Source organism: uncultured Massilia sp. (assembly GCF_913773735.1).
Classification (GTDB): Bacteria; Pseudomonadota; Gammaproteobacteria; order Burkholderiales; family Burkholderiaceae_D; genus Telluria.
On the sequence record NZ_CAJYEB010000003.1, the window covers coordinates 71429 to 96563 of the forward strand.

Below are 25135 nucleotides of genomic sequence, written 5' to 3' on the forward strand. Positions count from 1 at the left end.
GGATTTATGAAAAAAGGCGAACTGATCGCTGAATTTGCGAAGCGTACCGAGATGTCGGGCGCCGCTGCCAACGACGCAGTGAACACCATCATCGACATCATCACCGAGCGCCTGAAAAAGGGCGACACGGTCGGCATTACCGGCTTCGGCACGTTCTCGGTCACCAAGCGCGCTGCCCGCAAGGGCCGCAACCCGGCTACCGGCGAAGCGATCAAGATCGCCGCGTCGAAGACCCCGCGCTTCGCTGCCGGCGCCACGCTGAAGGCTGCCGTCAATCCGAAGAAGAAGTAAGAGAAGCAAGCAGTGCCCGCGGCTGGCCGCGGCGGGCCGGGTTTCCCGGCCGCTGCGCGCCATGCCCGCATTTCCCCGCGCGCCGCGCATCCTCCTTTCCTTTCCCGATTCCCGTCCCCGCATGAGCTTCGCCACCTGGATCGCCTTCGTCGTCGCCGGCACCCTGATCGCCATTTCGCCCGGCTCGGGCGCCGTGCTGTCGATGTCACACGGCCTGGCCTACGGCGTGAAGAAGGCCAGCGCCACCGTGCTGGGACTGCAACTCGGCCTGGTGCTGGTGCTGGCGATCGCCGGCGCCGGCGTCGGTTCGCTGCTGATGGCTTCGGAACTCGCCTTCACCGTCGTCAAGACGGTCGGCGCCCTGTACCTGATCTGGCTGGGCATCGGCCAGTGGCGCGCCAGGGCCGAAGCGGCCGGCGTGTCGACGGCCGGCATGGCCGCGCACCCGTCGTTCGGGCGGCGCGTGCTGACCGGCTTCCTCACCAATGCCACCAACCCGAAGGGCATCCTGTTCATGGTCGCGGTGCTGCCGCAGTTCATCGCGCGCGACGCGCCGGTGCTGCCCCAGCTCGCCATCCTGGGCGCGACGATGGTCGCGATCGATTCCACCGTCATGCACGGCTACGCCTTCCTGGCGTCGTCGGCGCAGCGCTGGTTCCGCGACGTGCACGCCGTCAGGATGCAGAACCGCTTCTTCGGCGCCGTGCTGATGGCCATGGGCGGCCTGCTGTTCTTCGTCAAGCGCGGGCATTCGGCCTGACGCATCCATCCTGCCCTGTTTCGCAACCGTTTGTAACGCGTGTAGGCCTTTCGCACGCTCGTGCGTTCTAATCAGGTGGACGCGGTGCGTCCGTACAAGACATCCAACTGGCTGGAGACGGAGAGAACGATGCGAACCCCCATTCTGAAAGCGGTGACGCTGCTGGCGTTGACCACCCTGTCGGCGCTGGCCGTGGCCGCCGATCCGCCGGCGCGCGTCGGCCGCGTCGCGCTGGCCCAGGGCCAGGTCGACGTGCGCGTCGACGACGAGACCAGCGCGGCCCAGGTCAACTGGCCGGTCACCTCGGGCAACACGATCAGCACGGCCGCCGGCGCGCGCACCGAGGTGCGCATCGGCTCCACCTCGATCCGCCTGGACGGCGATTCCGCCCTCGAGGTACTGCAGCTCGACGACGAGACCATGCGCCTGCGCCTGCACTACGGCAGCGCCAGCATCCGCATCGTCAACCAGGACGTGCTGGACGGCTTCGCGCTCGAGACGCCGCAGGCGCGCGTGCGCCTGCAGCAGCCGGGCCGGGTGCGCATCGACGCCGAGCGCGTGCGCGACACCAGTGCCGTCACCGTCTTCGACGGCGTGGCCCTGGTCGAGGCCGGCGCCTCGCAGCTGACGGTCCGCGCCGGCAAGCGCGCCGACGTGGGCGAGGACGACGTGCGCACGCTGGCCGCCAGCCGCGACGCCTTCGACGACTGGGCCGCGGCGCGCGACCGCGTGCAGGACGGCGCCACTTCGGTGCGCTACGTCGACAGCGAGATGACCGGCTACGAAGACCTCGACCGCTACGGCAGCTGGAGCACCAGCGCCGACTACGGTCCGCTGTGGTACCCGAGCGTGGCCGCGTCCTGGGTGCCCTACCGCGACGGCAGCTGGACCTGGCTCGATCCGTGGGGCTGGACCTGGGTCGACAACGCGCCCTGGGGCTACGCCCCGTTCCACTACGGCCGCTGGGTCCAGGTGCGCAACCGCTGGGCCTGGGCGCCGGGCCGCCGCGCCGGCCACGCCGTATGGGCGCCGGCGCTGGTCGGCTGGGTCGGCGGCGCCGGCTGGAACGTCGCCTTCCGCGACCGCACGCGCCATCCGGGCCAGGGCTGGTACCCGCTGACCCCGCACGACCGCTTCGTGCCGACCTGGCACGCGCCGGCGAACCACGTGGCGTGGTGGAACCAGCACGTGCGCCCCGACCCGCGCCGCCCGCACGACTACCGCCCGCCGGGCCTGACGGTGGTGCCGCAGGACCGCTTCAACCATGGCCGGCCGGGCCGCCCGTGGCGCGTCGACGTGCCGCGCGCGCCGCTCGCCACGGTGCCGCCGGGCGGCGTGCACGATGCGCCCGCCGGCGCGCCGCCGGCGCCCCCGCAGCGGCCGGGACGGCCGAACCGTCCGGACCGTCCGGATGGCGCGGGGCGGCCCGACCTGGCGGGGCGTCCGCAGCCGCCGCACGGGCCGGAGCGTCCGGAACGCCCGGAACGCCCCGACGGCGCGGGCCGCCCGGATCGACCGGACATCGCCGGCCGGCCGGATGGCGCCGGCCGTCCCGAGCGCGACGCGTGGAACCGCGGCGACTGGAACCGCGACCAGGGACGCGGCAACGGCGCCGGTCCGGGCCGCATCGAAACCGGCCGCGACGACCGCGACGGCTTCGTGCGTCCGCCCCGTCCCGGCCAGGTCGCGCAGGCCACGCCGGCGCCGGGCCTGGTGCCGCCGGCCGCGCCGGCCCAGCCGCAGCCGGTCGTGAGTCCCACCCCGCACCTGCCGCAGCAACCGCTGAGCACGGTCACCAGCCCGCCGCCGCGCCAGTCGCCGCAGCCCGTGATCACCACGTCGCCGACGCCGCAACAGGGCGTGCCGGAACAGTTCCAGGGCCGGCCGGGCTGGCGCCGCGACGGCGACCATAACGATCGCAATGATCGCAATGATCGCAACGACCGCAACGACCGGGACGAGCGCCGTGAGCGCATGGAGGAATGGCGGCGCAACCGGCCGCAGGCGCCCGCCCAGGCCGCGCAGCCGGCGCCGGTCATGTCGGCCCCGCCGGCGCCCCGTTTCGAGCGCCCGGAGCCGCGTCCCGAGCGCCAGGAACGCCCGGAACGCCAGGAGCGCCCGCAGCGCAGCGCGCCGCCGGTGATGGCGTCTTCCGCCCCGCCTCCCGCGGCGGCGCCGCGCCCGGCGCCGCCGCCGGCACCGTCCGCCCCGCCGCCGCAGCCGCGCGGCGGCGGCGAGGAACGGCGCCAGCACACGGACGGCCACGGCCGCCACCAGCAGGAGCGTTGAAATCCGGCGGACCATGACCATATGGGATACGTAGGGTGGGCACCCCGTGCCCACCAAACGTTTGCATCACGCAACGTTTTGGTGGACACGGGGTGCCCACCCTGCGTTTACAATGCACTTTTTACAGGAGCGGCCATGGACCGGAAAGAATCCCTCATCGAATACCCCAGCGACTTCCCGATCAAGGTGATGGGCGCGACGCACGACGAGTTCGCCGCCACCATCGTCGACGTGGTGGTCGCCCACGATCCGACCTTCCACGCCGGCAAGGTCGAGATGCGCCCCTCGTCGAACGGCAACTACATCGGCCTGACGCTGACGGTGCGCGCCACCAGCCGTGAACAATTGGACAATATTTACCGTGAACTGTCGGGCCACCCGATGGTCAAGATCGTCCTGTAAACGTTGTTTCGCGCGCTTGCCGGGCCATCCTGCGGGAGGGCCGGCAAGCGCGAGCCATCAGGCTGGCTTATAATGACGGGGCACCCCCAGCCCCTGACGACATCCCATGCAAGCGAACCGCCCCGCCGCTCCGGTCATCCGCGAGCTAGGCCGCGCCGACTACGAATCCGTCTTTGCCGAGATGCGCGCCTTCACCGACGCGCGCACGCCCGACACGCCCGACGAACTGTGGATCGTCGAGCACCCGCCCGTGTTCACGCTGGGCCTGGGCGCCGACCGCGGCCACCTGCTGCACGGTCCCGGCGTCCCGGCCAACGACGTGCCCGTGGTGCAGACCGACCGCGGCGGCGAAGTGACCTACCACGGTCCCGGCCAGGTCGTGATCTATCTGCTGATGGACCTGCGCCGCAACAAACCGGGCGGCAAGTTGTATGCCCGGCAGTTCGTCAACAAGATCGAGCAGGCGGTCATCGACGTGCTGGCGGCGTATAATCTGGCCGGCGAACGCGTCGAGGGCGCGCCCGGCATCTATATCGCCGCGGGGCCGCAGTCCAACGGCCATGCCGGCGCCAAGATCGCCGCGCTGGGCCTGAAGGTGCGCGGCAACGGCTGCACCTACCACGGCGTCTCGCTGAACGTGGCGATGGACCTGTCCCCCTTCACCTGGATCAACCCGTGCGGCTATTCCGGGCTGGCCACGGTGGACATGCGCACCATGGGCGTCGACGCGCCGCTGGCCGACGTCCAGCAGGCGCTGGCGCGCGCACTGGTCCACCATCTTTCGACGGCGCCGGCCGAGGCGCAACCCGCAACGACCCATTGAACGCCCGACGAGGGCAGAGAGCCATATGACTTCCGAAATCGATACCGGCACCGCCGCAGCATCCGCGTACAACGCCAGCGAAAAGCAGAAGGGCGCGAGCAAGACGTCGCGCATCCCGATCAAGATCGTCCCGGTCGAGCAGCACGAGCGCCTGAAAAAGCCAGACTGGATCCGCGTCAAGGCCGCCACGGCGTCCTCGCGCTTCTACGAGATCAAGGACATCCTGCGCGCCAACAACCTGGTGACGGTGTGCGAGGAAGCCAGCTGCCCGAACATCGGCGAATGCTTCGGCAAGGGCACCGCGACATTCATGATCATGGGCGACAAGTGCACGCGCCGTTGCCCGTTCTGCGACGTCGGCCACGGCCGTCCGGACCCGCTCGACGTCAATGAGCCGGCCAACCTGGCCAAGACCATCGCCGACCTGCGCCTGTCCTACGTCGTGATCACCTCGGTCGACCGCGACGACCTGCGCGACGGCGGCGCCGGCCACTTCGTCGAATGCATCCAGAAGACCCGCGACCTGTCGCCCAACACCAAGATCGAGGTGCTGGTGCCGGACTTCCGCGGCCGCCTCGACAAGGCGCTGGACATCTTCGCGGCCGGCCTGCCGGACGTGATGAACCACAACCTGGAAACCGTACCGCGCCTGTACAAGGAAGCGCGCCCGGGCGCCGACTACAAGCACTCGCTGGTGCTGCTGCGCGACTTCAAGGCCAAGTACCCGAACGCCGTCACCAAGTCGGGCCTGATGGTGGGCCTGGGCGAGACCGACGAGGAAATCCTGGAAGTGATGCGCGACATGCGCGAGCACGACATCGACATGCTGACCATCGGCCAGTACCTGGCGCCGTCGAACTCGCACCTGCCGGTGCGCCGCTACGTGCACCCGGACACGTTCAAAATGTTCGAGGAAAAGGCCTACGAGATGGGCTTCGTGCACGCTGCCGTGGGGGCCATGGTGCGGTCTTCGTATCATGCGGACCAGCAGGCGCACGAGGCGGGGGTGGCGGCGTAACGGCAGTCGTCGTGCGCGGCGTGCATGCCGTGCGGTTGAACACCGGGGTCAGAGCCCTTTGAAAAGCAACACCGGGCTCTGGCCTCTGCGCTGGCCTCTGCGTTGGCCTCTGCGCTGAGCACCGGGGTCAGAGCCCCTTGAAAGCAACACCGGGCTCTGACCCCTCCCGTCCCGTCCCGTCCCTTCCCTTCCCTTCTTACCCCGCGTCGCCTCCCGTATCCTCGTCGTCCGGCACCGACGTGTCGCCCGTCGGCAGCACGTCGTGCCCGCTGCGGTGCGCCGCGATGGCCGTGAGGACGATCGGGTCCAGTCCGGCGCCGCGCGCGCCGTCCACGTGTTCGTACAGCGTCACGCGCATGCGCGGCGCCCAGTAGCGCTCGATGTGCGTGGCGATGCCGGCGTGCGCCTCGTCGCGGTCCGGGAAGGACGCGAAGAAGGTGCCGATCTGGTTGGCCATCGTGACCAGGTTGTCGATGTTCATCGCTGTCCTTTCACGCCGTCGCGTTCGCGTCGGCCAGCTGCAGCTGGCGGTCGTTGAAGCGGCGGTACTGCAGCTGCCATTCGGACGGCTGCTGCACCGGCGTCACCTGCACCGCCGTCACCTTGTACTCGGGGCAGTTGGTGGCCCAGTCGGAGTTCTCCGTCGTGATCACGTTGGCGCCCGATTCGGGGAAGTGGAACGTGGTGTAGACCACGCCCGGCTGCATCCGCTCGGTGACGACGGCGCGCAGCACCGTGGCGCCGGCGCGGCTCTCGATGCCGACCCAGTCGCCGTCCTTGATGCCGCGCTCCTGGGCGTCGTGCGGATGCAGCTCGAGCCGGTCCTCGGCGTGCCACTGGACGTTTTCCGTGCGCCGCGTCTGCGCGCCCACGTTGTACTGCGACAGGATGCGGCCCGTGGTCAGGATCAGCGGGTACTTGCGCGTCACCTTCTCGGACGTGCCCACGTACTGGGTGATGATGAAGCGGCCCTTGCCGCGCACGAAGGCGTCGACGTGCATCGTCGGCGTGCCTTCCGGCGCGGCGTCGTTGCATGGCCACTGGATGCTGCCCAGCCGCTCCAGCTTGTCGTAGCTGACGCCGCTGAAGGTGGGCGTCAGGCGCGCGATCTCGTCCATGATCTCGGACGGGTGGCGGTAGTCCATCGGGTAGCCCAGGCGGTTCGACAGCGCCACCGTCACTTCCCAGTCGGCGTAGCCGGCGCGCGGCGGCATCACCTTGCGCACGCGCGAGATGCGCCGCTCGGCATTGGTGAAGGTGCCGTCCTTTTCCAGGAACGAGGAGCCGGGCAGCAGCACGTGGGCGAACTTGGCCGTCTCGTTCAGGAAGATGTCCTGCACCACCACGCATTCCATCGCCTGCAGCGCGGCCGTCACGTGCTGGGTGTTCGGGTCCGACTGCACGATGTCCTCGCCCTGGCAGTACAGCCCCAGGAAGCTGCCGTCCAGCGCGGCCTCGAACATGTTCGGGATGCGCAGGCCCGGCTCGGCCTGCAGCGGCACGCCCCAGGCCTGCTCGAACATGCCGCGCACGGTGCCGTCGGACACATGGCGGTAGCCCGGCAGCTCGTGCGGGAAGGAGCCGATGTCGCACGAGCCCTGCACGTTGTTCTGGCCGCGCAGCGGATTCACGCCGACGCCTTCGCGCCCGACGTTCCCGGTCGCCATCGCCAGGTTGGCGATCGCCATCACGGCGGTGGAACCCTGCGCGTGCTCGGTCACGCCCAGGCCGTAGTAGATGGCGGCGTTGCCCCCTAGCGCGTACAGGCGCGCGGCTTCGCGCACCAGTTGCGCCGGCACGCCGGTGATGTCGGCGGTCGCTTCCGGCGACTGCGCCGGCTGCGCCACGAAATCGCGCCACTGGGCAAAGGCCCGTTCCTCGCAGCGTTCGGCGACGAAGTCCGCGGCCAGCAGGCCCTCGGTGACGATCACGTGGGCCAGCGCCGACAGCAGCGCGACGTTGGTGCCGGGCCGCAGCTGCAGGTGGTAGTCGGCGCGCACGTGCGGCGACTTGATCAGGTCGATGCGGCGCGGATCGACCACGATCAGGCGCGCGCCCTGGCGCAGGCGCTTCTTCATGCGCGAGCCGAACACCGGGTGGCCGTCGGTGGGATTGGCGCCGATGACCATGATCACGTCCGACTGCGCCACCGACCTGAAGCTCTGGGTGCCGGCCGACTCGCCCAGCGTCTGCTTGAGGCCGTAGCCCGTGGGCGAGTGGCACACGCGCGCACAGGTGTCGACGTTGTTGTTGCCGAACGCGGCGCGCACCAGCTTCTGCACCAGGTAGCCTTCCTCGTTGGTGCAGCGCGAGGACACGATGCCGCCGATCGCATCGACGCCGTGTTTCGCCTGGATGCGCTTGAATTCGGACGCCGCGTAGTCCAGTGCCTCGTCCCAGCTGACTTCCTTCCACGGATCGGTAATTTTCGCGCGGATCATCGGCTTCAGGATGCGGTCCTTGTGCGTCGCATAGCCCCAGGCGAAGCGGCCTTTCACGCACGCGTGGCCCTCGTTGGCCTGGCCGTCCTTGGCCGGCACCATGCGCACGACCTCGCTGCCCTTCATTTCCGCGTTGAGCGAGCAGCCCACGCCGCAATAGGCGCAGGTGGTGGTGACCTTGTGCTCGGCCTGGCCCAGCCAGATCACCGATTTTTCCTGCAGCGTGGCGGTGGGGCAGGCTTCCACGCAGGCCCCGCACGACACGCATTCGGATTCCATGAACGGCTCGTCCTGGCCCGGCGAGACGCGGGAATCGAACCCGCGTCCGGAGATCGTCAGCGCGAACGTGCCCTGGGTCTCCTCGCAGGCGCGCACGCAGCGGTTGCAGACGATGCACTTCGAGGAATCGAAGGTGAAGTAGGGGTTCGACTCGTCCTTTTCCAGCTTGAGGTGGTTGGCGCCGTCGTCGCCGTAGCGCACCTCGCGCAGGCCGGTCACGCCGGCCATGTCCTGCAGCTCGCAGTTGCCGTTCGAGGGGCAGGTCAGGCAGTCCAGCGGGTGGTCGGAGATGTACAGCTCCATCACGCCCTTGCGCAGCGCCTGCAGCCTGGGCGTCTGGGTGCGCACCACCATGCCGTTTTCGGCCGGCGTGGTGCAGGAGGCGGGATAGCCGCGCCGGCCCTCGATCTCGACCAGGCACAGGCGGCAGGAGCCGAACGGTTCCAGGCTGTCGGTGGCGCACAGTTTCGGGATGTTGATGTCGGACAGCGCGGCGGCGCGCATCACCGAGGTGCCGGCGGGGACCGTGACGCGGGCGCCGTCGATGGTCAAGGTAACGTATTCGACGGCGGCGTCCAGCATGGCGGCGGGCGGCGGCGTGCCCAGGTCGCGGGTCAGGATGGTTTCGATCATGGTCGTCTCCTCAGGCGGCGTGGCGGCTGGCGTCGGCCTGGCCGAAGTCTTCCGGGAAGTGGTTGAGTGCGGACAGCACCGGATACGGGGTCATGCCGCCCATGGCGCACAGCGAGCCGTTGAGCATGGTGTCGCACAGGTCGCGCAGCAGCACCACCTGCTTGACCGGCTGGACGCCGGCGCGCAGCTTGTCGATGACTTCGACGCCGCGGGTGGAACCGATGCGGCAGGGCGTGCACTTGCCGCACGATTCGGCGGCGCAGAATTCCATCGCGTAGCGCGCCAGCGCGGCCATGTCGGCGCTGTCGTCGTGCACGACGATGCCGCCGTGGCCCAGCACCGCCCACAGCGCCGCGAAGGCTTCGTAGTCGAGCGGCGTGTCCCACTGCGATTCGGGCAGGTAGGCGCCCAGCGGACCGCCCACCTGCACCGCCTTGATCGGCCGGCCCGAGGCGCTGCCGCCGCCGTAGTCGTAGAGGATCTCGCGCAGCGTGACGCCGAACGCCAGCTCGATCAGGCCGCCCTGCTTGATGTTCCCGGCCAGCTGTACCGGCAGCGTGCCGCGCGAGCGGCCCATGCCGTAGTCCTGGTAGTACTGCGCGCCCTTGTCGAGGATGAGCGGGACGGCGGCCAGCGACAGCACGTTGTTGATCACGGTGGGCTTGCCGAACAGGCCTGACAGCGCCGGCAGCGGCGGCTTGGCGCGCACGATGCCGCGCTTGCCCTCCAGGCTTTCCAGCAGCGCCGTCTCCTCGCCGCAGATGTAGGCGCCGGCGCCCTTGCGCACCTCGAGCTCGAAGGTGCGGCCGGAACTGAGCAGGTTGCGGCCCAGGAAGCCGTGGCAGCGCGCCGTGTCGATGGCGGCCTCCAGGCGCGCGATCGCGTGCGGGTATTCGCTGCGCACGTAGATGTAGCCGCGCGTGGCGCCGACGGCGATGCCGGCGATCGTCATGCCCTCGATCAGCATGTAGGGATCGTCTTCCATCACGATGCGGTCGGCGAAGGTACCGGAATCGCCCTCGTCGGCATTGCAGACCACGTATTTCTCGGTGCCGGCGGCCTTGAGCACCGTGTTCCACTTGATCCCGGTGGGGAAGGCCGCGCCGCCGCGCCCGCGCAGGCCGGAGCTCGTCACGGCCGCCACGATCTCGGACGGCGCCATCAGGAGGGCGTTGTGCAGGCCGCGCCAGCCGCCGTGCGCCTCGTAGTCCTGCAGCGACAGCGGGTCGGTGATGCCGACGCGCGCGAACGTCAGGCGCTGCTGGCGCGCCAGGTAGGGAATCCGGTCGACCGGGCCGGTGCACAGCGGATGCGTGGCGGCGGCGCTGGCGTGCGCATGGAAGCCGGCGTCGAACAATCCCGCCACGTCGCCGGCCTCCACCGGGCCGAAGCCGATGCGGCCCTGCGCCGTCTCGACCTCGACCAGCGTCTCGAGCCACAGCAGGCCGCGCGTGCCGTTGCGCACGACCTGCACGTCGAGGCCGCGCTGGGCCGCCTCGGCCGCGATGGCGACGGCCACCTCGTCGGCGCCGACCGCCAGCGCGGCCGAGTCGCAGGGAACGAAGATGCGCGTGCTCATACGGCCTCCATGGCGGCTTGGGTAGCCTGGGTGCTGGTGGCGTCGGCGACCAGGCGGTCGAAGCGCGCCGGCGTGACGCGGGCGAACACGGCGTCGTTGATCGTCAGCGCCGGCGCGCTGGCGCACAGGCCCAGGCAGTACACGGGGGCGAGCGAGAACGCGCCGTCCGCGCTGTGGCCGTGCGGACCGCAGCCCAGCGCCTCCTGCGCATGCGCCAGCAGGCGTTCGGCGCCCATGCTGCGGCAGGCCTCGGCCTGGCACACCTGCACCGCGCAGCGGGCCGGCGGCGCGCTGCGGAAATGGTGGTAGAAGGTGATCACGCCATGGACCTCGGCGCGCGACAGGTTGAAGTGCTGCGCGATCGCCGGCACCTGGCCGGGCGGGACGTAGCCGAGCGTGTCCTGCAGCGCGTGCAGCAGCGGCAGGAGCTGGTCCTGGCCGGTGCCGTGCCGGGCGAGGACCGCGGCGGTGATGTCGCCGACAGCGGCGGCGGGGGCAGGCTGTGCGTTCATGGCGTCTCCTTGGTGGCCGCTCATGTTCGGTCGAACATATGCAGGGCCGGTTTAATGTTATAAATCCAGCCTAGCACCCGAAAAATGCGGAATCAATAGGAAATAAATTGCATATGCTGAAGGTCGAAATCCATCCCGACTGGATCCTGCGCGATGCCCGCGGCAACCCCGTCGCGCTGCCCGCGCTGCTGGCACTGCTGGCGGCGGTGGGCCGCACCGGCAGCATTTCCAAGGCCGCCGCGGCCTGCGGGATGTCCTACCGCCATGCCTGGGGCCTGCTGCAGCAGTTCGGCGAGCAGTTCGGCGCCCAGCTGGTGCACAAGGTGCGCGGCCAGGGCACGCTGCTGTCGCCGCTGGCGGAAAAGCTGATCTGGGCCGACCGCCGCATCAGCGCACGCCTGAGCCCGCTGCTGGACAGCCTGGCGTCCGAGCTGCAGCAGGAACTGGCGCGGGTGCTGGCCGCCGACGCCCAGGTGCTGCGCCTGACGGCCTCGCACGGCTTCGCGGTGGCGGCCCTGGTCGCGCAGCTGGGCGAGCAGGGCGTCACGGTCGACATCAAGTACCGCAGCAGCACCGAGGCCGTGGCGGCGCTGGCGCGGGGCGAGTGCGACCTGGCGGGCTTCCACTTGCCGGTGGGCCAGTTCGAGCAGGCCGCGGCGGCCGCGCACCGGCTGTGGCTGGACCCGGACCGGCACGCCTTCCTGCACCTGGCCTACCGCCAGCAGGGGCTGTTCGTCGCCAAGGGCAATCCGCACGGGGTGACGGGGCTGGACGACCTGGTGCGTCCCGGCCTGCGCTTCGTCAACCGCCAGCACGGCTCCGGCACCCGCGTGCTGCTGGAGCTGCTGCTGGCCGACCGCGCGCTCGACCCGGCCCGCATCGCCGGTTTCGACAGCGCCGAATTCACCCACGCGGCGGTGGCGGCCTACGTGGCGAGCGGGATGGCCGACGTCAGCTTCGGCGTCGAGACGGCGGCGCGGCGCTTCGACCTCGACTTCATCCCCGTCTGCCGCGAGCGCTACTTCCTGGCCTGCGACCGCGCGGCGCTGGCCACCCCGCTGCTGGGCGCGGTGCGCGCGGCGCTGGACAGCGCCACCTTCCGCGCCGCGCTGGACGGCTTGCCCGGGTATGACGGAACGTCGTCCGGCGCCCTGGAGACGCCTTTCCAGGAACGGTAGGGAGGGCATGCGAGGCGAGTTTCAGAATCTTGACCGCGATCAAGTGGTAAAAGCTGGACGTTTCGATAAGATGGGCCGGCACCGCCACCTCCGTGGCGCCAGGACAAAAAAAACCCATCGAGGAGACCGGCATGAGCAAGGCACTGGAAGGCGTTCGCGTTCTCGATTTCACCCACGTCCAGTCGGGCCCCACCTGCACGCAGCTGCTGGCCTGGTTCGGCGCCGACGTCATCAAGGTGGAACGGGCGGGAGAGGGCGATGCCACCCGCGCGCAACTGCGCGACATCCCCGGCGTGGACAGCCTGTATTTCACGATGCTGAACCATAACAAGCGTTCGATCACGCTCGACGCCAAGCACCCGGCCGGCAAGGAGGTGCTGGAAACCCTGATCCGCGACTGCGACGTGCTGGTCGAGAATTTCGCGCCCGGCGCGCTGGACCGCATGGGCTTTTCCTGGGAGCGCATCCAGGCGCTCAATCCGCGCATGATCGTCGCGTCCGTGAAGGGCTTCGGCCCCGGCCCGTACGAGCACTGCAAGGTGTACGAGAACGTGGCGCAGTGCACCGGCGGCTCGGCCTCCACCACCGGCTTCGACGACGGCCCGCCGGTCGTCACCGGCGCCCAGATCGGCGACAGCGGCAGCGGCCTGCACCTGGCCCTGGGCATCGTCACCGCCCTGTACCAGCGCCAGGCCACCGGGCGCGGCCAGCGCGTGCTGACGGCGATGCAGGACGCCGTGCTGAACCTGTGCCGCGTCAAGCTGCGCGACCAGCAGCGCCTCGAGCGCAACGGCGTGATGGAAGAATATCCGCAGTACGCGTTCGGCGAGTTCGGCAGCGCGGTGCCGCGCGCCGGCAACGCGTCCGGCGGCGGCCAGCCCGGCTGGATCCTCAAGTGCAAGGGCTGGGACAGCGACCCGAACGCGTACATCTATTTCATCGCCCAGGCCGCGGTATGGCCGGCGATCTGCCGCGTGATCGGGCGCGAGGAGTGGATCACGCATCCCGACTTCGCCACGCCGCGCGCGCGCCTGCCGCGCCTGATGGAGATCTTCGCCACCATCGAGGAGTGGACGAAGACGCTCACCAAGTTCGAGGTGATGGACATCCTGAACCAGTACGACATTCCCTGCGGCCCGATCCTGTCGATGAAGGAGATCGCCGAGGAACCGTCGCTGCGCGCCACCGGCACCATCGTCGAGGTCGAGCATCCCGAGCGCGGCAGCTACCTCACGGTGGGCAACCCGATCAAGCTGTCGGACAGCCCCACCGAGGTGCGCCGCTCGCCGCTGCTGGGCGAGCACACCGACGAAGTGCTGGCGCAGCTCGGCTACAGCGCGGCCCAGATCGCCGCGCTGCGCGAACAGCGCGCGATCTGACCGCCTGCCCGGCCCGGCTTCGCACCGGCGTCAGCGCGCGCCGCGGGTCCAGTACCCCGGCTGCGCGTAGGCCACCTTCAGCGCGTCGATGAAGGCGCGCACGCGCGCCGGCAGGTGGCGCTGCTGCATGTAGACGGCCATGATGTCGTAGGCGGGCAGCGCGTAGTCGTCCAGCACCGTGATCAATTCCCCCGCCTCCAGCTGCGCCTGGATTTCCCAGGTCGAGCGCCAGGCCAGCCCCAGTCCCTCGCTGGCCCAGCGGTGCAGCAATTCCCCGTCGTTGCAATCGAGCTGGCCGTCCACCTTGACCGTGACCGGCCTGCCGTCCTTCTGGAAGTACCAGCCGCGCTGCTGCCCTCCCTGCAGGTTGAAGGCGAGGCAGTTGTGGCGGGCCAGGTCGTCCAGCGTGCGCGGGATGCCGCAGCGTTCGAAATAGGCCGGCGTGCCGCACACCACGCGCCGGTTCGAGGCCAGGCGCACGGCGACGAAGCTCGGGTCGAGCACGCCGCCGATGCGGATGCCCAGCTCGTAGCCCTCGCGCACCAGGTCGACCACCTGGTCGGTGAGGTTGAACGAGATCCGCACCTTCGGATGCGCGGCCAGGAACGGCGGCGCGTGCGGCGCCACGTGCAGGCGCCCGAACGCGGCCGGGGCCGACACGATCAGGTGGCCGCTGGCCTCGCCGCGGCCCTCCGACACGATGGTCTCGGCCACCTCGAGGTCGGCCAGCAGCTTGCGGCAATGTTCGAGGAACAGCGTGCCGGCCTCGGTCAGCGCCAGGTGGCGCGTGGTCCGGTGCAGCAGCTTGACGCCCAGGCGCCGTTCCAGCGCATCGATGCGCCGGCCCAGCATCACGGGGGTGACGTGCTGCGCGAGCGCGGCGCGCGCCAGGCTGCCCTGGTCGACGGCATCGACGAAGGCGCTCATCTCCTTGATCTTGTCCATGTCATCAGTATTCCATACCCCAGGTATCGAATACACCGATTTTTTGTGCGCTTATCAAGGCCGGCGCAACGTCCTAGCATGACGCATCGATTCTCGCGCAATGCAGCGCATTGCATTCACCTTTTGTCGGAGGAATGATGGCCAGGATGACCGCAGCGGAAGCCGCAGTGATGGTGATGGAAAGGGAAGGCGTGAGCGTCGCGTTCGGCGTGCCGGGGGCGGCGATCAATCCGCTGTACGCGGCGCTGCGCAAGCGCGACAGCATCCGCCACATCCTGGCGCGCCACGTCGAGGGCGCCTCGCACATGGCCGAAGGCTATACGCGCGCCAGGCCGGGGAACATCGGCGTGTGCATCGGCACCTCCGGCCCGGCCGGCACCGACATGATCACGGGCCTGTACGCGGCCCACGCCGATTCGGTGCCGATCCTGTGCATCACCGGCCAGGCGCCGCGCGCGCGCCTGTACAAGGAAGACTTCCAGGCGGTCGACATCGAGTCGATCGCGCGCCCCGTCACCAAGTGGTCGGTCACCGTGCGCGAGCCGGCCCTGGTGCCGCAGGTGTTCCAGCAGGCCTTCCACCTGATGCGCTCGAGCCGTCCCGGTCCCGTGCTGATCGACCTGCCGATCGACGTGCAGCTGGCGCAGATCGAGTTCGACATCGAGACCTATGCGCCGCTGCAGCCCTACAAGCCGGCCGCGACCCGCGCCCAGGTCGAGAAGGCGCTGCACATGATGAACGGCGCGCGCCGGCCGCTGCTCACGGCGGGCGGCGGCATCATCAATGCCGACGCGTCCGCGCTGCTGGTCGAGTTCGCGGAAATCACGGGCGTGCCGGTGATCCCGACGCTGATGGGATGGGGTTCGATCCCGGACGACCATCCGCAGATGGCCGGCATGGCGGGCCTGCAGACCAGCCACCGCTACGGCAACGCGACCCTGCTGGCCGCGGACTTCGTGATGGGCATCGGCAACCGCTGGGCCAACCGCCACACCGGCAGCGTCGATGTCTTCACCAAGGACCGCACCTTCGTCCACATCGACATCGAGCCCACCCAGATCGGGCGCGTGTTCGGTCCCGACCTGGGCATCGTCTCGGACGCCGGCGCGGCGCTGGCCCTGCTGGTCGAGGTGGCGCGCGAATGGCGCGAGGCCGGCCGCCTGGCCGACCACTCGGCCTGGCTGGGCGAATGCCAGGAACGCAAGCGCACGCTGCTGCGCCGCAGCGACTACGACAGCGTGCCGGTGCATCCGCTGCGCGTGTACCACGAGATGAACGCCTACTTCGGGCGCGACGTGCGCTACGTCGCCTCGATCGGCCTGTCGCAGATCGCCGCCGCGCAGTTCCTGCACGTGCACCATCCGCGCCACTGGATCAATTGCGGCCAGGCCGGCCCGCTGGGCTGGACCATCCCCGCCGCGCTGGGCGTGCGCGTGGCCGACCCGGACGCCGACATCGTCGCCATCTCGGGCGACTACGACTTCCAGTTCCTGATCGAGGAGCTGGCGGTGGCGGCGCAATTCAAGCTGCCCTACATCCACGTCCTGGTGAACAACGCCTACCTGGGGCTGATCCGCCAGGCGCAGCGCGGCTTCGAGATGGACTACTGCGTGCAGCTGTCGTTCGAGAACGTCAACGCGCCCGAGCTGGAAGGCTATGGCGTCGACCACGTGGCCGTCGTCGAGGGCCTGGGCTGCAAGGCGATCCGCGTGTTCCGCCCGGACGACATCGTGCCGGCGTTCGAACGGGCGCGCGAACTGATGCGCCAGTACGCCGTGCCGGTGGTGGTGGAAGTCATCCTGGAACGCGTGACGAACATCGCGATGGGCACCGAGATCGACGCCCTCAACGAGTTCAACGACGTCCTGACCGTGGCGTGATCGCAGACGACGACCCAAGGAGGAACCATGAAACTGGCCGCCAACCTGACGATGCTGTTTACCGAGTTCGATTTCCTCGAGCGCTTCGAGAAGGCCGCCCAGGCCGGCTTTCGCGGCGTCGAATTCCTGTTTCCCTATGCCTGGCCGGCGCGCCAGATCGCCGAGAAGCTCGACGCCCACCGCCTGGAACTGGTGCTGCACAACCTGCCGGCCGGCGACTGGGCCGCGGGCGAGCGCGGCATCGCCTGCCACCCGGGGCGGCGCGCCGAATTCGAGGAGGGCGTGTCGGTCGCGATCGCCTATGCGCTGGCGCTGGGCGTCAGGCAGCTGAACTGCCTGGCCGGCATCGTGCCGCCCGGCGTCGACCGCGCCGAGGCGCACGACACGCTGGTGGAGAACCTGGCGTTCGCCGCGCGCCGCCTGAAGGAAGCGGGGCTGGCGCTGCTGGTCGAGCCGATCAACACCTTCGACATTCCCGGCTTCTTCCTGAGCGGCACGCGCCAGGCGCTGGACGTCATCCGCGCCACCGGCGCCGACAACCTGTTCCTGCAGTACGACGTCTACCACATGCAGCGCATGGAGGGCGAGCTGGCCGCCACCATCGAGGCGAACCTGGCGTCGATCCGCCACATCCAGGTCGCCGACAACCCGGGCCGCCACGAACCCGGCACCGGCGAGATCAACTACCGCTACCTGCTGGACCGGCTCGACCGCCTCGGCTACACCGGCTGGATCGGCTGCGAATACAAGCCGCGCACCACCACCTACGACGGCCTGGACTGGCTGGTGCAGCACGGTGCCTGACCCCACTTCAACGACAAGGAGACATCATGGACAAAGTCGGATTCATCGGCCTGGGCATCATGGGCGGCCCCATGGCGGGCCACCTGCAGGCGGGCGGCTGCAAGCTCTACCTGCACGACGTGAAGAACCCGCCGCTGGCGCTGGTCGAGGGCGGGGCCACCGTGTGCACCAATGCGGCGGAAGTGGCCAAGCGGGCCGACGTCGTCATCGTGATGGTGCCGGACACGCCGCAGGTGGAAGAGGTGCTGTTCGGCGACCACGGCGTCGCCGCGGCGCTCACGCCCGGCAAGATCGTGGTGGACATGAGTTCCATCTCGCCGCTGGCCACCAAGGAGTTCGCGAAGAAGATCAACAAGCGCAGCTGCGACTACCTCGACGCGCCCGTCTCCGGCGGCGAGGTGGGGGCGAAAGCGGCCTCGCTGACGATCATGGCGGGCGGTGCGCAGGAAGCGTTCGACCGGGTGCTGCCGCTGTTCCGGATGATGGGCAAGAACATCACGCTGGTGGGCGGCAACGGCGACGGCCAGACGGCCAAGGTGGCGAACCAGATCATCGTGGCGCTGACGATCCAGGCGGTGTCCGAGGCGCTGCTGTTCGCCTCGAAGGCGGGCGCCGACCCCGGCCGCGTGCGCGAAGCGCTGATGGGGGGCTTTGCCGCCTCGCGCATCCTCGAGGTGCACGGCGAGCGCATGGTCAAGCGCACGTTCGCGCCGGGTTTCCGCATCGCGCTGCACCAGAAGGACCTGAACCTGGCGCTGCAGGGCGCGAAGAGCCTGGGCGTGGCGCTGCCCAACACGGCGGCGGTGCAGGAGCTGATGAATTCCTGCGCCGCGCACGGCCTGGCGCAGCTCGACCATTCGGCGCTGTGCCAGGCGATCGAGCGCATGTCCAACCACGCCATCGCGGCAGGGTGACGTCGCCATGACCACGCTGGTGATGTTCCATCCGGCCTGCCTGGAGCACCGGCCGGGACCCTCGCATCCGGAGTCGCCGCAGCGCCTGCACGCCGTGATGGAAGCGCTGCGCCGGCCCTGCTTCGAACCGCTGGAGTGGCGCACCGCGCCCATGGGCACGCGCGAGCAGGTGCTGCGCGTGCACGACGCGCACTACGTCGACGCGATCGCGGCGCTGGCGCCGCACACGCCGCAGGACGGCCTGGTGGCGCTGGACGGCGGCGACACCGTGATGTCGACCGGTTCCTGGGACGCGGTCATGGCCTGCGTGGGCGCCGCCTGCGCGGGCGTGGACGCCGTGCTGGCGGGCGAGGCCCATAACGTGTTCTGCGCCACCCGTCCCTGCGGCCACCATGCCGAGCCGGGACGGGCGATGGGCTTCTGCATCTTCAACCAGGCGGCCGTCGCCGCGCTGCACGCGCTGGAATTCCACGGCCTGGCGCGCGTCGCCGTGATCGACTTCGACGTCCACCATGGCAACGGCACCCAGGCCGCGTTCTACCACCGCCCGCAGCTGTTCTTCGGCTCCAGCCACCAGTCGCCGCTGTATCCCGGCACCGGGGCGGCGCGCGAGCGCGGCGACAGCGGCAACGTCGTCAACGTGCCGCTGCCGCCGGGCTGCGGATCGGCCATGTTCCGCGCGCGCGTGGCGCAGGCGCTGCTGCCGGCGCTGCGCGACTTCGCGCCGCAGCTGATCCTGGTGTCGGCCGGCTTCGACGCGCACCGGCTCGATCCGCTCGCGCAGATGGCGCTGGAAGACGAGGACTTCGGCTGGATCACGGAACAGGTGATGGCCATCGCCGCCGACGTGTGCGACGGCCGCATCGTGTCCGTGCTCGAGGGCGGCTACAGCGGCGCGGGACTGGCCGGCGGCTGCGCCGCGCACGTGCGCGCGTTGATGCGTCACTGAGATGCCTCACTGAGATGCCTCCCCGAGGCGCGCCGGGAAGACCGGCCGTCCTTACGCCTGCCGCGGCCGCGACGTGGGGATCAGCGCATCGATGCGCTGCGCGCCCTCGTCCAGCAGGAACGCCTGGAACGCGCGCGCCACCGGCGGCAGGCGCTTTTCGCGGCGGTGCACCACGTACCAGTTCAGCATCAGCGGAAAACCGTCCACCGGCAGCACCACCAGGCTGCCGTCCGCCAGCTCGCGCCCGATCGTGTGGGCGGACAGGAAGCCCAGGCCGATGCCGGCGATGACGGCCTGCTTGATCGTCTCGGTGCTGCGGATCGCCATCGCCACGCGGATGCTGTCCATGTGCGGGCCGAACGCGTCCTCCATCGACTGCCAGGTATCCGAGCCGCGCTCGCGCACCACGAAGGGGTGGCGCAGCAGGGCGTCCATGCCGATGCGCGCGTGGTCCGCCAGCGGGTGGTCCGGGGCCGCCACGATCACGTAGGGGTGCGGGGCGAAGGCCTCGCTGTGCATGTCCTCGCGCGCCGGCGGGCGCACCATCACGGCCAGGTCGGTACGGTTCTCGGCCAGCTGGCCGAGCAGCTCCTCGCGGTTGTGCACGGTGAGGTTCAGCTGCACGCCCGGATGGCGCCGCGCGAACGCCACCATCAGCTGCGGGAAGAAATAGTCGCCGGCGCTGATCACGGCCACGTTCAGCTGGCCGCCCTCGATGCCGCGGTACTGCGCCATGGCGGTGTCGGCCGCCTCGAACTGCTGGATGATGGCGCGCGCGAAGCGCAGCAGCTCGTCGCCGGCCTGCGTGAGGTAGGTCTTCTTCCCGAGCTGCTCGAACAGCGGCAATCCGACGTGGCCTTCGAGCGTGCGGATCTGCGTCGAGACCGCGGGCTGGGTCAGGTGCAGCTCTGCTGCAGCGCGGGAAAAACTGAGGTGTCGAGCAACTGCCTCGAAGACTTTAAGCTGGCGCAGCGTGGCGTTCTTCATCAAGGCTCCGATGTATCAGCGATCCCTAATGATAATCCCTAAAAACTTTAAATTTTTCTAATTATATAAATCCCCTACTATCGCTTGGCAGCCTCTCGACAACCACGATTGGAGAACGCCATGACCCAGCCCCAGACCTTCGCCAGCGACAGCGGACTCGATGCGCAGGTCCGCCGCAACGCCTACAACGCCGCCTTCCTCGAACTGGGACTGAACTGGTTCTGGGACGCCGCCTTCGACGTGCCGTGCGCCGCCGGCGAACGCGAATGCGTGCGCGACTACCTGGCGCAGCACCAGCCGCACCTGCTCAAGGCCTACGACGCCGACTTCCTCGTCGACGCCATCCTGGCCGCCAAGGAGCGCTGCGTGCCGCAACTGACGGCGCCCGGCTGCAACCCGGCCGCCACGATCGACTGGCGCGCACTGCGCCAGCGCCAGGTCGGCGTCTGAGCGCCGCGCGATCCGGCGAATTTTCGATTCTTAACCGCGGTCAAGGATATGGCAAATCCGTTCTTCCACAATCGGCCCATCTGTTGAACTTTACATAAGCGGCGGCATGCCGGACCCGACCGGCGGCCGCGACAACAAACGGTTCCAGAATCCTTTTCGGTAGCTTTCGTGAACCCCTATCTGGAGACAAGGTCATGAGCAACCCTTCGCACCGCAACGCCAGCGGCCCCCGCCTTCATGCAGCCGATCCACCGCATCCTCCCGAGCGCCGGGCCCGGGGCAGACCACGGGCCTGAGCAACGGCACCACATCCAAGCGTAAAAAAAATCAAAGCAACGGAGACATCGCATGAAAACCGAAACGCCGGCAATCGAAAGGCCAGCATCCTTCCGCTGGATGCAACTGATCATGGGCATCGTGTGCATGGCCATGATCGCCAACCTGCAGTACGGCTGGACCCTGTTCGTCAATCCGCTGTCCGAGGCCCACGGCTGGTCGAAGGCGGCCATCCAGGTGGCATTCACCATCTTCATCCTCACCGAGACCTGGCTCGTGCCCATCGAGGGCTGGGCCGTCGACAAGTGGGGCCCGCGTCCCGTCGTGCTGTTCGGCGGCCTGCTGTGCGCCATCGGCTGGGTCATGAACGCCTTCGCTTCCACCCTGTTCGTGCTGTACGTCGCCGCCGCCATCAGCGGCATCGGCGCGGGCGCCGTGTACGGCACCTGCGTGGGTTCGGCGCTGAAATGGTTCCCCGACCGGCGCGGCCTGGCGGCGGGCCTGACGGCGGCCGGCTTCGGCGCCGGCTCGGCCGCCACCATCATCCCGATCTCGATGATGATCGAAAGCCGCGGCTATGCCGACACCTTCCTGTACTTCGGCCTCGGCCAGGGCCTGATCGTGATGCTGCTGGCCGCCATGATGGTGCGTCCGCCGCACCATGCCGCCAAGGTGGCCAAAAAGAAGAACCCCAACGTGCTGCAGACGACGGCCGACTTCACGCCCTCGCAGATGGTGCGTAAGCCGGTGTTCTGGGTGATGTACGTGATGTTCGTGCTGGTCGCCGCCGGCGGCCTGATGGCCACCGCGCAGATGGGACCGATCGCCAAGGACTTCGCGATCGACGGCGTCAAGTTCAACGTCATGGGCATGGTCCTGCCGGCGCTCACCTTCGCCCTGGCGATCGACCGCGTGCTGAACGGCCTGACGCGGCCGTTCTTCGGCTGGGTGTCCGACCAGATCGGCCGCGAGAAGACCATGTTCGTCGCCTTCGCGCTCGAATCGGTCGGCATCATCGCCCTGTACTACCTGGGCCGCGACCCGATCATGTTCGTGATCCTGACCGGCCTGGTGTTCTTCGCCTGGGGCGAGATCTACAGCCTGTTCCCGGCCACCACGGCCGATACCTTCGGCACCCGCAACGCCGCCGGCAACGCGGGCCTGATGTACACCGCCAAGGGCACGGCCTCGATCTTCGTGCCGATCTCCAGCGTGATCACGGCCGCCAGCGGCAGCTGGGAAGCGGTGTTCTTCGTCGGCTGCGGCATGAACGCGGTGGCGGCCATCCTGGCCTGGTGGGTGCTGCGCCCGATGCGCAAGCGCTTCATCGAGGAGTCGATCGGCATCGTCAGCGTGGCCGGGGACGAGCACGTGCCGGGCGCCACGCCCAGCCCGTCGTCCCCGCGCATGGTCAACTGACCCGGCGCCGTACCACGCGCGCGCGGCCGCCACGGCGCGCGCGCGGCCACCACAACATCCCTGAAAGAGGCACCCCATGATCCAGCGCTGGATACGCTTCCTGCATCTCGACACGGTCCGCTTCGGCACGCTCGAGGGCGACAAGATCCGCGTCTTCAAGGGCGACATGTTCGACGGCCCGAGCCGTACCGACATCGCGATCAACCTGGCCGAGGTGACCGTGCTGACGCCGGTCGTACCGGGCAAGGTGCTGGCGATGTGGAACAATTTTCATGCGCTGGGCAAGAAGCTCGGCCTGGCGCCTCCGCCCGAGCCGCTCTACCTGATGAAGCCGCCGACCTCGTACCTGGCGCCGGGCGGCACGATCCGCAAGCCGCGGATCGACGCCAAGGTGGCGTTCGAGGGCGAGCTGGCGGTGGTGATTGGCAGTACCTGCAGCGGCGTCCCGGTCGAGCAGGCGCCGGACCACATCTTCGGCTACACCTGCGCCAACGACGTCACGGTGGGCGAACTCATCAACCGCGACCCGACCTTCCCGCAGTGGGTGCGCGCCAAGGGCTTCGACACCTTCTGCCCGTTCGGCCCCGTGATCGCCACCGGGCTGAACCCGGCGATGCTGGTCGTGCGCACCATCCTGAACGGCGAGGTGCGCCAGGACTACCCGATCAACGACATGGTGTTCAGCGTGGCCCAGCTGGTCAGCATGATTTCGCAGGACATGACATTGGAGCCGGGCGACCTCCTGCTGTGCGGGACGTCGGTCGGCGTGGGCTCGATGCGCCCGGGAAGCAAGATCGAGGTGGAGATCGACGGCATCGGCACGCTCAGCAACCGTTTCGAGTAACCATCAGGGAGTGTGTCATGAAGATCGCAGTGATCGGGGCGGGCGCCATCGGCGGGCTCGTCGGAGCAAGGCTGGCGCTCGCCGGGGAGGACGTGACGTTCCTCGTGCGCGGCGCGAACCTGCAGGCCATCCGCGCGCACGGCATCCGGCTCGTGGAGACGGACGGCACGCAGCGGGCCGCGCAGGTCGCGGCCACCGACGACTATGCCGCGGCGGGACCGCAGGATGTGGTGGTGCTGGCCGTCAAGGCGCACCAGGTGGCCGACGTGGCGGACCGCGTCAAGCTGCTGTTCGGGCCGGAGACGGTCGTGGTGACGATGCAGAACGGGATCCCGTTCTGGTACTTCCACCGCCACGGCGGCGAGTACGAGGGGCGCGCCGTGCGCAGCGTGGACCCGGACGGCGCACTGGCGCGGCAGATCCCGCCGCAGCGCATCCTGGGCTGCGTCGTCTATCCGGCGGCGGAGCTGGTGGCGCCGGGCGTCATCCGGCACATCGAGGGCAGCCGCTTCCCGCTGGGCGAGCTCGACGGCAGCACGAGCGCGCGCAGCGCGCGGGTCGCGGCCTGCTTCGAGCAGGCCGGCTTCAAGTCGCCGGTGCTGGACGACATCCGCGCCGAGATCTGGCTGAAACTGTGGGGCAACCTGTCGTTCAACCCGATCAGCGCGCTGGCGCATTCGACGCTGGTGGACATCTGCCAGCACCCGCTGGCGCGCGACCTGGCGGCCAACATGATGCGCGAGGCCGAGGCGGTGGCGACGCGGCTGGGCATCGCCTTCCGCGTCAGCCTGGAACGCCGCATCGCCGGCGCCGAGAAGATCGGCAAGCACAAGACCTCGATGCTGCAGGACGTGGAAGCGGGCCGCGGTCCGGAAATCGATGCGCTGGTGGGCGCGGTGATCGAACTGGCGCGCATGACGGGCACGTCGACGCCGCACATCGACTCGGCGTATGCGCTGGTCAAGCTGCTGGAGCAGACGATGGTCGAGGCGCGCGGCGGCGTGCGCCTGCAGAAGGCGGTGGAAGCCTGACGGACGAGCGCCCCGGCGCGGCGGATGCCGGGCCGGGGCGCCGAAGCGGTGCCCGCAGGCGACCTGGAATGACCTGGGTTGACCCGAATACGGCCGAGGCTTACATGCCCCAGGTGTGGGCGCCGTCGTCGCGGTTGGCGGCGCTCAGCTTGTCGCGCAGGTTCAGCTGGAACAGGGCGGCGATCAGGGCCGAGAACGAGAAGGAAGAACCGTTTTGTTGCGTCGCGGTGTTGGTGTAGCCATTCATTTTGCAACTCCTTTTAAAGGTCGAAACGATGTATGCCTTTGATTGTAAAGGCAGGACATCCATCGTCCAATTGAACGGCGTGATAGCGGACATTACCCGGATGAATGTCTAGCTATGAAAAAACGCCCAAAAAAGAGGCAAAAAATTTTTTGCGTTGCGTCGCAAAAACCGTTGTTTTCAGATTTTTCCCTGGTGCTTCAGGCGGCTCAAGGTTTCCGGCGAGAGGTTCAGGTAAGCGGCCAGTTCCTTCTTCGGCAGGCGCTCGAACAGCTCGGGATGCTTGCGCATGAAACGGTGCACGCGCCCCGGCGCGTCGAGCAGGTGCAGCGTGATCGTGTGCGCCATGATGCCGCTCATCAGGCTCATCACTTCGAACTCGAACGCTTCCTTCACGAGGCTGTGGCTCTGCAGGAAGTCGACCCATTGCGCCAGCGGCATGCTGGCCACGCGCGCCTTGGTGACGCAGACGATGCTGTACGGCGTGGGCGTCTTGAGGCGCCAGGCGGCGTAGCTGGTCTCGATGTCGCGTTCGGACGAGAAGCGCAGGATCATCTCCTTGGCTTCGTGGTTGGTGACCTGGCGCTTCAGGATGCCGTCGAGGATGAAGTACTGTTCCATCTCGTGCACGCCCTGGTTCAGCAGCAGGTCGCCCTTCTGGTGGTTGGTGACGGTGAGGTAGGGCTCCAGCGCGGCCATCTCGCTGTCGCGCAATTCCTTGAGCACGACGTTCTGCTTCAGCTGCACGCGGATGATGTTGCGTTCGGGGTGGTTGGCAATCAGCGTCATGGGTGGCAGGGGCGATTTT

24 protein-coding genes are annotated in these 25135 nt (G+C 68.9%); 16 read left to right on the plus strand and 8 right to left on the minus strand.

Annotation, left to right across the window (positions count from 1 at the left end; translation table 11 throughout):
- Positions 1–6 precede the first annotated feature (6 nt).
- The 6 genes from QZ749_RS01565 (at position 7) to lipA (ending at position 5583) form a co-directional block, all read left to right on the plus strand.
- Positions 7–291 carry an HU family DNA-binding protein gene (locus QZ749_RS01565; RefSeq protein ID WP_296942538.1) on the plus strand — a complete coding sequence of 95 codons (285 nt, stop codon included), beginning with the start codon at positions 7–9 and terminating at the stop codon, positions 289–291.
- A gap of 121 nt (positions 292–412) precedes the next feature.
- Positions 413–1051 (plus strand): LysE family transporter, encoded by a 639-nt coding sequence (locus tag QZ749_RS01570; RefSeq protein ID WP_296942795.1) that lies wholly within the window; start codon positions 413–415, stop codon positions 1049–1051.
- 129 nt (positions 1052–1180) lie between these two features.
- Positions 1181–3340: a DUF6600 domain-containing protein gene (locus QZ749_RS01575; protein ID WP_296942540.1), complete on the plus strand. Its 2160-nt coding sequence runs from the start codon at positions 1181–1183 to the stop codon at positions 3338–3340.
- Positions 3341–3475: 135 nt separating this feature from the next.
- The gene (locus QZ749_RS01580) at positions 3476–3742 is read left to right on the plus strand and encodes a DUF493 family protein (protein ID WP_290414612.1); all 267 of its coding nucleotides are present in this window, start codon (positions 3476–3478) and stop codon (positions 3740–3742) included.
- A 106-nt stretch (positions 3743–3848) separates the two neighbouring features.
- A complete protein-coding gene (lipB, locus tag QZ749_RS01585; protein WP_296942543.1) occupies positions 3849–4565 on the plus strand; it encodes a lipoyl(octanoyl) transferase LipB in 717 nt (238 codons plus the stop codon).
- A gap of 25 nt (positions 4566–4590) precedes the next feature.
- Complete coding sequence (lipA, locus tag QZ749_RS01590) at positions 4591–5583, plus strand: lipoyl synthase (protein WP_296942545.1); 993 nt, start codon at positions 4591–4593, stop codon at positions 5581–5583.
- A 196-nt stretch (positions 5584–5779) separates the two neighbouring features.
- On the opposite strand, the gene QZ749_RS01595 is transcribed toward lipA, so the two are convergent.
- The 4 genes from QZ749_RS01595 to QZ749_RS01610 all read right to left on the minus strand — a co-directional run bounded on the left by QZ749_RS01595 (position 5780) and on the right by QZ749_RS01610 (position 11027).
- Entirely contained in the window at positions 5780–6064 is a 285-nt protein-coding gene (locus tag QZ749_RS01595) for a formate dehydrogenase subunit delta (protein WP_296942547.1), read from the minus strand.
- Positions 6065–6074: 10 nt separating this feature from the next.
- Positions 6075–8885, minus strand: coding sequence for a formate dehydrogenase subunit alpha (gene fdhF, locus QZ749_RS01600; protein WP_296942797.1), 2811 nt, complete (start codon positions 8883–8885; stop codon positions 6075–6077).
- A gap of 61 nt (positions 8886–8946) precedes the next feature.
- Entirely contained in the window at positions 8947–10515 is a 1569-nt protein-coding gene (locus QZ749_RS01605) for an NADH-quinone oxidoreductase subunit NuoF (RefSeq protein ID WP_296942549.1), read from the minus strand.
- Positions 10512–11027, minus strand: a complete 516-nt coding sequence (locus QZ749_RS01610; RefSeq protein ID WP_296942550.1) for an NAD(P)H-dependent oxidoreductase subunit E — start codon at positions 11025–11027, stop codon at positions 10512–10514. The genes QZ749_RS01605 and QZ749_RS01610 overlap by 4 nt, the downstream gene beginning before the upstream one ends.
- Positions 11028–11140: 113 nt before the next feature.
- Between QZ749_RS01610 and QZ749_RS01615 the strand changes: the two genes are divergently transcribed.
- Positions 11141–12205, plus strand: a complete 1065-nt coding sequence (locus QZ749_RS01615) for a substrate-binding domain-containing protein (RefSeq protein WP_296942552.1) — start codon at positions 11141–11143, stop codon at positions 12203–12205.
- A 131-nt stretch (positions 12206–12336) separates the two neighbouring features.
- Positions 12337–13584, plus strand: a complete 1248-nt coding sequence (gene frc, locus QZ749_RS01620) for a formyl-CoA transferase (RefSeq protein WP_296942554.1) — start codon at positions 12337–12339, stop codon at positions 13582–13584.
- Positions 13585–13614: 30 nt separating this feature from the next.
- On the opposite strand, the gene QZ749_RS01625 is transcribed toward frc, so the two are convergent.
- Positions 13615–14529 carry a LysR family transcriptional regulator gene (locus QZ749_RS01625; protein ID WP_296942556.1) on the minus strand — a complete coding sequence of 305 codons (915 nt, stop codon included), beginning with the start codon at positions 14527–14529 and terminating at the stop codon, positions 13615–13617.
- A 137-nt stretch (positions 14530–14666) separates the two neighbouring features.
- Between QZ749_RS01625 and gcl the strand changes: the two genes are divergently transcribed.
- From gcl to QZ749_RS01645, 4 genes are read left to right on the plus strand one after another with little or no spacing between them, the layout of a single operon-like run.
- Entirely contained in the window at positions 14667–16409 is a 1743-nt protein-coding gene (gene gcl, locus QZ749_RS01630) for a glyoxylate carboligase (RefSeq protein ID WP_296942799.1), read from the plus strand.
- A 27-nt stretch (positions 16410–16436) separates the two neighbouring features.
- Positions 16437–17213, plus strand: a complete 777-nt coding sequence (gene hyi, locus QZ749_RS01635; RefSeq protein ID WP_296942557.1) for a hydroxypyruvate isomerase — start codon at positions 16437–16439, stop codon at positions 17211–17213.
- Between the two features lie 26 nt (positions 17214–17239).
- A complete protein-coding gene (locus QZ749_RS01640; RefSeq protein ID WP_296942559.1) occupies positions 17240–18127 on the plus strand; it encodes a 2-hydroxy-3-oxopropionate reductase in 888 nt (295 codons plus the stop codon).
- Positions 18128–18134: 7 nt separating this feature from the next.
- Positions 18135–19076 (plus strand): histone deacetylase family protein, encoded by a 942-nt coding sequence (locus tag QZ749_RS01645; protein WP_296942561.1) that lies wholly within the window; start codon positions 18135–18137, stop codon positions 19074–19076.
- Between the two features lie 51 nt (positions 19077–19127).
- On the opposite strand, the gene QZ749_RS01650 is transcribed toward QZ749_RS01645, so the two are convergent.
- Positions 19128–20063 (minus strand): LysR family transcriptional regulator, encoded by a 936-nt coding sequence (locus QZ749_RS01650; RefSeq protein WP_296942563.1) that lies wholly within the window; start codon positions 20061–20063, stop codon positions 19128–19130.
- Positions 20064–20183: 120 nt separating this feature from the next.
- Between QZ749_RS01650 and QZ749_RS01655 the strand changes: the two genes are divergently transcribed.
- From QZ749_RS01655 to QZ749_RS01670, 4 genes are all read left to right on the plus strand, one after another.
- On the plus strand, positions 20184–20513 hold the full coding sequence (locus tag QZ749_RS01655) for a hypothetical protein (RefSeq protein WP_296942565.1): 330 nt from the start codon (positions 20184–20186) through the stop codon (positions 20511–20513).
- A gap of 348 nt (positions 20514–20861) precedes the next feature.
- Positions 20862–22208, plus strand: coding sequence for an oxalate/formate MFS antiporter (oxlT, locus tag QZ749_RS01660; protein ID WP_296942567.1), 1347 nt, complete (start codon positions 20862–20864; stop codon positions 22206–22208).
- A 76-nt stretch (positions 22209–22284) separates the two neighbouring features.
- The gene (locus tag QZ749_RS01665; RefSeq protein ID WP_296942569.1) at positions 22285–23052 is read left to right on the plus strand and encodes a fumarylacetoacetate hydrolase family protein; all 768 of its coding nucleotides are present in this window, start codon (positions 22285–22287) and stop codon (positions 23050–23052) included.
- Between the two features lie 17 nt (positions 23053–23069).
- Positions 23070–24083, plus strand: coding sequence for a 2-dehydropantoate 2-reductase (locus QZ749_RS01670; protein WP_296942571.1), 1014 nt, complete (start codon positions 23070–23072; stop codon positions 24081–24083).
- Positions 24084–24183: 100 nt separating this feature from the next.
- Here QZ749_RS01670 and QZ749_RS01675 read toward each other — a convergent pair whose 3' ends face one another.
- Positions 24184–24330, minus strand: a complete 147-nt coding sequence (locus QZ749_RS01675) for a hypothetical protein (protein WP_296942573.1) — start codon at positions 24328–24330, stop codon at positions 24184–24186.
- A gap of 177 nt (positions 24331–24507) precedes the next feature.
- Positions 24508–25116: a Crp/Fnr family transcriptional regulator gene (locus tag QZ749_RS01680; protein WP_296942575.1), complete on the minus strand. Its 609-nt coding sequence runs from the start codon at positions 25114–25116 to the stop codon at positions 24508–24510.
- Positions 25117–25135 lie beyond the last annotated feature (19 nt).

Excerpts from the sequence above, each read along its gene's own strand:
- QZ749_RS01580 (WP_290414612.1), top strand. The coding sequence starts at position 3,476 with ATGGACCGGAAAGAATCCCTCATCGAATACCCCAGCGACTTCCCGATC.
- QZ749_RS01610 (WP_296942550.1), bottom strand. The coding sequence starts at position 11,027 with ATGAACGCACAGCCTGCCCCCGCCGCCGCTGTCGGCGACATCACCGCC.
- QZ749_RS01565 (WP_296942538.1), top strand. The coding sequence starts at position 7 with ATGAAAAAAGGCGAACTGATCGCTGAATTTGCGAAGCGTACCGAGATG.
- QZ749_RS01645 (WP_296942561.1), top strand. The coding sequence starts at position 18,135 with ATGACCACGCTGGTGATGTTCCATCCGGCCTGCCTGGAGCACCGGCCG.
- hyi (WP_296942557.1), top strand. The coding sequence starts at position 16,437 with ATGAAACTGGCCGCCAACCTGACGATGCTGTTTACCGAGTTCGATTTC.
- lipA (WP_296942545.1), top strand. The coding sequence starts at position 4,591 with ATGACTTCCGAAATCGATACCGGCACCGCCGCAGCATCCGCGTACAAC.
- QZ749_RS01605 (WP_296942549.1), bottom strand. The coding sequence starts at position 10,515 with ATGAGCACGCGCATCTTCGTTCCCTGCGACTCGGCCGCGCTGGCGGTC.
- gcl (WP_296942799.1), top strand. The coding sequence starts at position 14,667 with ATGGCCAGGATGACCGCAGCGGAAGCCGCAGTGATGGTGATGGAAAGG.
- fdhF (WP_296942797.1), bottom strand. The coding sequence starts at position 8,885 with ATGCTGGACGCCGCCGTCGAATACGTTACCTTGACCATCGACGGCGCC.
- oxlT (WP_296942567.1), top strand. The coding sequence starts at position 20,862 with ATGAAAACCGAAACGCCGGCAATCGAAAGGCCAGCATCCTTCCGCTGG.
- QZ749_RS01670 (WP_296942571.1), top strand. The coding sequence starts at position 23,070 with ATGAAGATCGCAGTGATCGGGGCGGGCGCCATCGGCGGGCTCGTCGGA.
- QZ749_RS01625 (WP_296942556.1), bottom strand. The coding sequence starts at position 14,529 with ATGGACAAGATCAAGGAGATGAGCGCCTTCGTCGATGCCGTCGACCAG.
- QZ749_RS01650 (WP_296942563.1), bottom strand. The coding sequence starts at position 20,063 with ATGAAGAACGCCACGCTGCGCCAGCTTAAAGTCTTCGAGGCAGTTGCT.
- QZ749_RS01655 (WP_296942565.1), top strand. The coding sequence starts at position 20,184 with ATGACCCAGCCCCAGACCTTCGCCAGCGACAGCGGACTCGATGCGCAG.
- QZ749_RS01615 (WP_296942552.1), top strand. The coding sequence starts at position 11,141 with ATGCTGAAGGTCGAAATCCATCCCGACTGGATCCTGCGCGATGCCCGC.
- QZ749_RS01570 (WP_296942795.1), top strand. The coding sequence starts at position 413 with ATGAGCTTCGCCACCTGGATCGCCTTCGTCGTCGCCGGCACCCTGATC.
- QZ749_RS01680 (WP_296942575.1), bottom strand. The coding sequence starts at position 25,116 with ATGACGCTGATTGCCAACCACCCCGAACGCAACATCATCCGCGTGCAG.
- QZ749_RS01595 (WP_296942547.1), bottom strand. The coding sequence starts at position 6,064 with ATGAACATCGACAACCTGGTCACGATGGCCAACCAGATCGGCACCTTC.
- QZ749_RS01665 (WP_296942569.1), top strand. The coding sequence starts at position 22,285 with ATGATCCAGCGCTGGATACGCTTCCTGCATCTCGACACGGTCCGCTTC.
- lipB (WP_296942543.1), top strand. The coding sequence starts at position 3,849 with ATGCAAGCGAACCGCCCCGCCGCTCCGGTCATCCGCGAGCTAGGCCGC.
- frc (WP_296942554.1), top strand. The coding sequence starts at position 12,337 with ATGAGCAAGGCACTGGAAGGCGTTCGCGTTCTCGATTTCACCCACGTC.
- QZ749_RS01675 (WP_296942573.1), bottom strand. The coding sequence starts at position 24,330 with ATGAATGGCTACACCAACACCGCGACGCAACAAAACGGTTCTTCCTTC.
- QZ749_RS01640 (WP_296942559.1), top strand. The coding sequence starts at position 17,240 with ATGGACAAAGTCGGATTCATCGGCCTGGGCATCATGGGCGGCCCCATG.
- QZ749_RS01575 (WP_296942540.1), top strand. The coding sequence starts at position 1,181 with ATGCGAACCCCCATTCTGAAAGCGGTGACGCTGCTGGCGTTGACCACC.